The following is a 6,830-nucleotide window of genomic DNA, read 5'->3' as shown; positions in this document are numbered from 1 at the left end:
CTAGCGCCGTTGCCCCGGACCGGCATGCCGGTCCGGACCGCTTAGGGCTAGCTTTTTCCGGCGAAAGCCACTAAAACGCCCCGCTCATCCGTTCCGCCTTGCGGGCCGGCACCCCTGGAGGTCGGCCGCACGCGGAACATCTTTATTGGAGAATAAAATGTCTGATGTGATCGCACTGAGCGCCCAGACGCGTGACCGGGTCGGTAAGGGGTCCGCCCGTGCCGCCCGTCGCGCGGGGCTCATCCCGGCCGTAATCTACGGCGACAAGAAAGACCCGGTTTCCGTGACGCTCAATGAGCGTGCGCTGACGAAGCTGCTTCATCAGTCCGGTTTCTTTTCGACCCTGATCGATCTCGAAGTCGACGGCAAGAAGCACAGCGTGCTTGCCCGTGACGTCCAGCTGCACCCGGTCACCGATCGTCCGGAGCATGTCGATTTTCTGCGGGTCAGCGCCACTTCCACGATTACCGTCGAAGTGCCGGTTGAGTTCATCAACGAAGAAGAGTGCCCGGGCCTCAAGGCCGGCGGTGTTCTGAACATTGTGCGGCATGAAGTCGAAGTCAGCTGCCGTCCGGACCAGATGCCGTCTTCTCTGACGCTGGATCTGTCCGGCTGGAATGTCGGCGACAGCATTCACATCAGCGCCATCGCACTGCCGGAAGGTGTCACCCCGACGATCACCGATCGGGACTTCACCGTGGCGACCATCGCCGCACCGTCCGCGATGAAGAGTGAAGCCAGCGACGCCGAAGACGAGGCCGAAGGTACGGCTGAAGAAGCCGAAACCGAGTCCGAAGACTAATCGGCCGCGCCGTGCCCGCCTCCTAGTGAGGCGGCCCGGCGGGAGGGGACCGAGCGATGTTTCTGTTCGTTGGCCTTGGAAATCCCGGGGCGAAATACGAGCTGACGCGCCATAATATCGGCTTTCTCGTCGCTGACGAAATTGCCTCCAGTTATGGTTTTGGTCCTTTCCGATCACGCTTTCAGGCCCTCACCGCCGACGGTAATGTCGGCGGTGAGAAGGTCCTGCTGATGAAACCGACCACCTTCATGAACGATTCCGGCCGTGCGGTCGGCGAAGCGGTCCGGTTCTTCAAGATCCCTCTCGAAAACATCATCGTCTTCTATGACGAGATCGACCTTGCCCCTGGCAAACTGCGCGTGAAGCGCGGCGGTGGCTCCGGCGGACATAATGGTATCCGCAGCCTTGATGCACATATCGGCAAGGAATACTGGAGAGTACGGCTCGGCGTCGGCCATCCGGGAGACAAGAACCGGGTGAAGGACTACGTGCTGCAGGATTTCGCCAAGGCGGAACGCACCGGCTGGCTTTCGAAACTCGTGCCTGCCGTTGCCGACGAAGCGGACCTTCTGGTCCGTGGTGACGAAAGCGGTTTCATGAGCCGGGTCAGCCAGGCCGTGTTCCCGCAACGTCCGAAACCGCCGAAACCGAACAACAAGCCGGATACAGCCAAGGCTGACGGCGCCAGCGATAACAGTCAGGAAAATTAAGTCATGGGCTTCAAGTGCGGCATCGTTGGCCTGCCGAATGTCGGCAAATCCACCCTCTTCAATGCGCTGACCGAAACCGCAGCGGCGGAAGCGGCGAACTATCCGTTCTGCACCATCGAGCCGAATACCGGCCGGGTGGCTGTTCCGGACCCGCGCCTCGACAAGCTGGCAGAGCTTGCTGGATCCAAGCAGATCCTGCCGACCCAGCTTGAATTCGTCGACATTGCCGGTCTGGTGCGCGGCGCCAGCAAGGGCGAAGGCCTCGGCAACCAGTTTCTCGCCAACATCCGCGAGGTCGACGCCATCGTGCATGTGCTGCGCTGCTTCGCCTCCGACGACATCACCCATGTCGAGGGTTCCGTCGACCCGCTGCGCGATGCCGAGACCATCGAGACAGAGTTGATGCTCTGCGACCTCGACAGCATGGAGCGCCGGATTTCTCCTCTGGAGAAGCGGGCCAAGTCCGGCGACAAGGAAGCGAAGATCCAGGTCGCCGTCATGACCAAAATCCTCGATGCCTTGCGTGAAGGCAAACCGGCACGGTCTGTCGATGACTGGAGCACCGAGGAACAGAAAATCGTCGACGGCTTGCAGCTCCTGACCACCAAGCCGGTGCTCTACGTCTGCAATGTCGACGAGGAAAGCTCGGCAGAGGGTAACGAGTATTCCGCCAAAGTATTCGAAATGGCGAAAACCGAAGGCGCCGTCGCGGTGGTAATTTCAGCCGCGATCGAGTCGGAGATCGCCCAGCTTGGCACCGCGGAAGAGAAGGCCGAATTCCTGGAAACCCTCGGCCTTGAGGAGACCGGGCTTGCCCGTGTGATCCGCGCCGGATACAGCCTGCTGGATCTGTTGACCTTCTTCACGGTCGGTCCGAAGGAAGCCCGCGCTTGGACCGTCGGCCGGGGCTCAAAGGCGCCGCAGGCCGCCGGCGTTATCCATACTGATTTCGAACGCGGCTTCATCCGGGCGGAAACCATCGCCTATGACGATTTCGTCGCCTGCGGCGGCGAGAGCGGCGCCAAGGAAGCCGGCAAGATGCGGGTCGAAGGCTCGGAATATCTTGTGAAGGACGGCGACGTCTTCCACTTCCGCTTCAACGTCTGACCTCGACGGCCTTCACCCCGTTTTAGCGGCAGTTATCAGTTTCCGCCGGGCCAGCGCAAGAAACAGCAGCCCGGTCGCGAACATGATCAGGCTGTAGGTTGCCGCCGGAATGACGTAAGCGCCGCCGCCAAAGATCAGCACGCCCACTGCGATGGCGAGCGTGCCGTTCTGCAGGCCGCATTCGATACAGATCGAAATACGCTGCTCCGGCCCGCTCCCAAGCGCCCGGGCGCCGAGGAAGGCGAGCACCATCATGGCGATGTTCAGCGCCAGCGTGACCAGTCCGGCTTCGGCGAAGTACGCCACCACGTTTTCCCGCTCCTGGAAAATCGCGCCCGCAAGCACGAGTACGAAGAACAGGGTCGAGAGTTTGGTGGCATAAGGCACGCAACGGTCCGTCAATCCCGGCACAAAGTGACGCACTGCCATGCCGAGCAGGACCGGCACGGTGACGATCAGGAAAATGCTGATCGCGGTTTTGCCGATCGAGACTTCCCCGGCCAGTGCCTCACCGGCTATCTGTTGATAGGCCATGCCAAGAACCAGCGGGATGGTCACCACGCTGAGCAGGCTGGCGACGGCGGTCAGCGAGACCGAAAGCGCAACGTCCCCTCTCGCAAGCGAGGTCAGGAAATTCGAGGTCACGCCGCCCGGCGCCACGGCGATCAACATGACGCCCATCGCAATTTCCGGTGCCAAAGGCCAACTGGAGACCAGAAGAAAACCAACGAGCGGCAGCAGCAGCATCTGGAAGACCAGCCCGGTCACCATGTCACGTGGTTGCGTCAGCAATCGGCTGAAATCGGAAATCCGGAGCCCCAGTCCCAAGGTAAACATCATGAAAGCCAGGACCAAAGGCAGGACGATGTCAGTGACGATCCCCATTTCGAACCTCGTTATTCAATTTTGACCGCCCCTCGGCGTGCCGGGAATTTCCCCAATATCACAAAGGGTTCGTGAAGGCTTCAAAAGGATAAACGGCATCAACGCTTGATCCTCTTCCGCAGCGAAGATGGCGCCCTTCCGTACAGCGCCTGGAACACATCGTTGAACCGCCGGATGCTCTGGAACCCGGCGGCGAAGGCAATCTCCGACATCGGCATTTCTCCGAGATCGATCAGCCGTTTCGCCCGCTGCACCCGGACCGTGGCCGCGACCTGAGCTGGGCTGGCGCCGGCATGCCGGGCGAAAAGCCGGGACAGGTGGCGCGGGCCGATCCCGAGACTGTCCGCCAATGCCGTAACCGGTTTGTCGTCGAGATACCCCGCCTCGATCATCCTCATGGCCCTGCCGACCGTGGATGCGGTACCGCGCCATGCAGGGCTTCCCGGCGCGGCCTCCGGCCGGCACCGCAGACATGGCCTGAACCCCGCATTCTCCGCAGCCGCTGCGGTCGGGTAGAAGCTGACATTGGCTGATTTTGCCGGACGAACCGGACAGACCGGCCTGCAATAGATCTTCGTGGACCGCACGCCGCTGAAGAACAGACCGTCAAATGCCGGGTCCCGTGCCAGGCGTGCCCTGTCGCATGTCTCCGGATCGGGAAAGTCTGTCTCGTCGGGTTGCATGACGGCATGATCCTCCGGAGGTCCCAGCAACGCTAGCCGGAATCGGACTCTATCCCGGGACAACAGCCGAATGCAGCCAGCATTGCCACATCGCCAGTGCGACAAAGGGCGAACCGGAGGTCTCCCATGTCGCACAAAACGCCAAATATCGCGGTCGAAACCAGCTTGCTCGTGCTGTTGTCCTTTCTTTGGGGCGGCTCTTTCACCCTGACCGAAGTCGCACTGGACAGTGTACCGCCCACCAGCATCGTCGCCGGACGGCTCACTATCGGCGCGGGCCTTCTCGTCCTGACCGCAGTTTGGATGCGGCTGAAATTCCCGGGCACGGTAACCGCTTGGGCAGCGCTACTGATGCAAGGCATCCTGCAAAGCGCCCTGCCCTTCACGCTGATCAGCTGGGGACAAACCCGGATCGACAGTGGTCTGGCGGGGTTGCTGAACATAACGCCGCCGCTCTTCGTCTTTCTGATCAGTCTGATCCTGCTCCGCGACCGCGCGAACCTCGGCAGACGCTTCACCGGCACCGTGATCGGTTTCGCCGGGGTTGCGGCAACGCTTGGTCCTGCCGCCTTCGCCGACGATCAGGGCTCTGTTTTCGGGCAGCTTGCGATCACCGGCGCCAGCCTCAGCTACGCACTGGCCGCTCTCTTCGCCAGACGCTTTTCCGGACAGCCGCCCATCCTGACCGCGGCCTGTTCCATGAGCATGGCCGCGGCAATCATGGTCCCGGCGGCGCTCATGACCGACCAGCCCCACACCCTGTCCCCCAGCAGCGAGGGCATTGCCGCGATCCTCGGTCTTGGCTGTTTCTCGACCGCCATCGCCATGGCGATTTATTTCCGGCTGGTCCGCACGCTTGGTCCGCTCGGCGTCACGGCCGGCAGCTATCTCAGGGCTGGCTTCAGCATGCTGCTCGGGGCACTCATCCTCGGCGAAGCGCTGAGTGCGCCGCAGATGCTCGGCTTCGTCCTGATCCTTCTAGGGGTCGCAGTGACGACGGGCCAGATCCGATACCCGTTCAGAGCCCGCCATGCACAATGACGGCGAGCCCTTCATCCGGCTCCGGCGCCTCGAAATATCGGGCGATCAGGTCGAAATCCGCATCGCTCGGCGCGAAGGCATGCGTCCCGCTCGCATTGCGCTTGCGGAGACGGTCCCGGCATTGCGCTTCGGACAGATCGAGATAATGCAGGATCGGCAAAACCTCCGCCGCTTCGGCCATCTCCCGCATCCAGGCCCGCAGCCCCCGCGTATTGGCTGGAAAATCCAGCGCTACCGTCGTGCCGCCGCGCAGCAGGGAGATCAGATGAGGCTCCATGACCGACCGCAGCCGGGCGGAATAACGGACACAATCATCGAAGCTCTTCAGCTCCGGGCCATACAGTGCGCTCATCCAGTCATCCTCGCAGATCAGCAGTGCGTCGGACTGATGGGACAGGCGTTTGGCGAAAGTGGATTTACCGGCGGCAATCTTGCCGCAGAACAGATGCAATATGGTGGACATGGCGCTTTACCGTTTCCGGGTCTGAGCCCGGCTGCGGGCGTAACCCGCGGGTTTTGGAACAAGGGTATACGATGACCCGGCCTGTTGGTCAGACCGGGTCGGTAATAACTCGGCGCACCACGAGGGTCGCCACCTTGTTCAGAAGCGCGTTCATGCCTTTTGACTAACGCATGATGCGCTGTCCGTCACGCGGAAACCGCTTTGCCATCTGCAGGCGCTGGCTCTAGAGTCCGCCGCACGGAGCCAAGCCACCGGAGGGACTGATGGGCGAGTTCATGCAATTGACGGCGTCGGACGGACACAAGTTCGACGCATATCTGGCACAGCCGAGCGGCAAGCCCCGCGGCGGCGTGGTTGTCGTTCAGGAAATTTTCGGCATCAACGCGCATATCCAGAGCGTGGCGGATGATTATGCGGCGCAGGGTTATCTTGCGATCGCACCGGCACTCTTTGATCGGATCGAGCCGAAGATCGAACTCGGTTACGAGGCCGACGATATCGAGAAAGGCCGCGACTACAAGGAACGTTCCGATACCGACGCGGCATTGCTGGACATAGCGGCCGCTCGGGAGACCGTGGCGGCAGCCGGCAAGGTCGGCGTGGTCGGCTATTGCTGGGGCGGGTTCCTCGCCTGGCTGGCAACGACACGGATCGACGGTTTTTCCGCCGGCGCGAGTTATTACGGCGGCGGCATCGGCTCGGTTGCCGAGGAGAAGCCAAAATGCCCGGTCATCTGCCATTTCGGCGAACAGGATCATGCAATCCCGAAGGACGATGTCGACAAGGTCCGCGCCGCGCATCCGGAACTGACGGTCAACATGTATCCGGCGGGCCACGGCTTCAATTGCGACCATCGCGGCAGCTTCGATGCCACCAGCGCGAAGGTCGCCAAGGAACGCACGCTGGAATTGTTCGGCGCGCATATCGGTTAGATCGGCCAACGCGCCACAATCGCGGTGCCTGGGCTGGCACCGCGATAAGGCAGGCGCCTCCCGCCCATCAGGTCCCAATCATGCAGATAAGGGCGGCTTTCCATCGCCCGCGCGGTCCGGTGACGCCATTCAAAATGTCTATGTCGGATTTATCGGGCGTCAGGCTCGCAATCTCGTACAATCGTCTGGCGCGGCCTGAAAACCCGT

Annotated in this window: 8 protein-coding genes; 5 read left to right on the top strand and 3 right to left on the bottom strand. The window is 61.8% G+C overall.

Annotation, left to right across the window (positions count from 1 at the left end):
• Window positions 1-157: 157 nt before the first annotated feature.
• Genes IG629_RS14935 through ychF form a run of 3 tightly spaced genes read left to right on the top strand, consistent with a single transcriptional unit; the run spans window position 158 to window position 2,619 of the window.
• A complete protein-coding gene (locus tag IG629_RS14935; protein ID WP_193172741.1) occupies window positions 158-802 on the top strand; it encodes a 50S ribosomal protein L25/general stress protein Ctc in 645 nt (214 codons plus the stop codon).
• A gap of 56 nt (window positions 803-858) precedes the next feature.
• Window positions 859-1,512, top strand: coding sequence for an aminoacyl-tRNA hydrolase (gene pth, locus IG629_RS14930; protein WP_193172740.1), 654 nt, complete (start codon window positions 859-861; stop codon window positions 1,510-1,512).
• A gap of 3 nt (window positions 1,513-1,515) precedes the next feature.
• Window positions 1,516-2,619, top strand: coding sequence for a redox-regulated ATPase YchF (gene ychF, locus IG629_RS14925; RefSeq protein ID WP_193172739.1), 1,104 nt, complete (start codon window positions 1,516-1,518; stop codon window positions 2,617-2,619).
• Between the two features lie 12 nt (window positions 2,620-2,631).
• Here the strand turns inward: ychF and IG629_RS14920 are convergent, their stop codons facing one another.
• Window positions 2,632-3,504 (bottom strand): bile acid:sodium symporter family protein, encoded by an 873-nt coding sequence (locus IG629_RS14920; protein ID WP_193172738.1) that lies wholly within the window; start codon window positions 3,502-3,504, stop codon window positions 2,632-2,634.
• Between the two features lie 98 nt (window positions 3,505-3,602).
• Complete coding sequence (locus tag IG629_RS14915; RefSeq protein ID WP_193172737.1) at window positions 3,603-4,187, bottom strand: bifunctional transcriptional activator/DNA repair enzyme AdaA; 585 nt, start codon at window positions 4,185-4,187, stop codon at window positions 3,603-3,605.
• A gap of 126 nt (window positions 4,188-4,313) precedes the next feature.
• On the opposite strand from IG629_RS14915, the gene IG629_RS14910 reads away from it, so the two are divergent.
• On the top strand, window positions 4,314-5,228 hold the full coding sequence (locus IG629_RS14910; protein ID WP_193172736.1) for a DMT family transporter: 915 nt from the start codon (window positions 4,314-4,316) through the stop codon (window positions 5,226-5,228).
• On the opposite strand, the gene IG629_RS14905 is transcribed toward IG629_RS14910, so the two are convergent.
• The gene (locus IG629_RS14905; protein ID WP_193172735.1) at window positions 5,206-5,691 is read right to left on the bottom strand and encodes an AAA family ATPase; all 486 of its coding nucleotides are present in this window, start codon (window positions 5,689-5,691) and stop codon (window positions 5,206-5,208) included. The genes IG629_RS14910 and IG629_RS14905 overlap by 23 nt on opposite strands.
• A gap of 263 nt (window positions 5,692-5,954) precedes the next feature.
• Between IG629_RS14905 and IG629_RS14900 the strand changes: the two genes are divergently transcribed.
• Window positions 5,955-6,623 carry a dienelactone hydrolase family protein gene (locus IG629_RS14900; RefSeq protein ID WP_193172734.1) on the top strand — a complete coding sequence of 223 codons (669 nt, stop codon included), beginning with the start codon at window positions 5,955-5,957 and terminating at the stop codon, window positions 6,621-6,623.
• Window positions 6,624-6,830 lie beyond the last annotated feature (207 nt).

Source organism: Nisaea nitritireducens (genome assembly GCF_014904795.1).
In the GTDB taxonomy this organism is placed as follows: Bacteria; Pseudomonadota; Alphaproteobacteria; order Thalassobaculales; family Thalassobaculaceae; genus Nisaea; species Nisaea nitritireducens.
The sequence above is the reverse complement of the archived record's forward strand: the minus strand, read 5'-3'. Positions and strand labels throughout refer to the sequence as shown.

What these genes read in the sequence shown, in the direction of transcription:
- IG629_RS14935 (WP_193172741.1), top strand. Translation starts at nt 158, where the DNA reads ATGTCTGATGTGATCGCACTGAGCGCCCAGACGCGTGACCGGGTCGGT.
- pth (WP_193172740.1), top strand. Translation starts at nt 859, where the DNA reads ATGTTTCTGTTCGTTGGCCTTGGAAATCCCGGGGCGAAATACGAGCTG.
- ychF (WP_193172739.1), top strand. Translation starts at nt 1,516, where the DNA reads ATGGGCTTCAAGTGCGGCATCGTTGGCCTGCCGAATGTCGGCAAATCC.
- IG629_RS14920 (WP_193172738.1), bottom strand. Translation starts at nt 3,504, where the DNA reads ATGGGGATCGTCACTGACATCGTCCTGCCTTTGGTCCTGGCTTTCATG.
- IG629_RS14915 (WP_193172737.1), bottom strand. Translation starts at nt 4,187, where the DNA reads ATGCAACCCGACGAGACAGACTTTCCCGATCCGGAGACATGCGACAGG.
- IG629_RS14910 (WP_193172736.1), top strand. Translation starts at nt 4,314, where the DNA reads ATGTCGCACAAAACGCCAAATATCGCGGTCGAAACCAGCTTGCTCGTG.
- IG629_RS14905 (WP_193172735.1), bottom strand. Translation starts at nt 5,691, where the DNA reads ATGTCCACCATATTGCATCTGTTCTGCGGCAAGATTGCCGCCGGTAAA.
- IG629_RS14900 (WP_193172734.1), top strand. Translation starts at nt 5,955, where the DNA reads ATGGGCGAGTTCATGCAATTGACGGCGTCGGACGGACACAAGTTCGAC.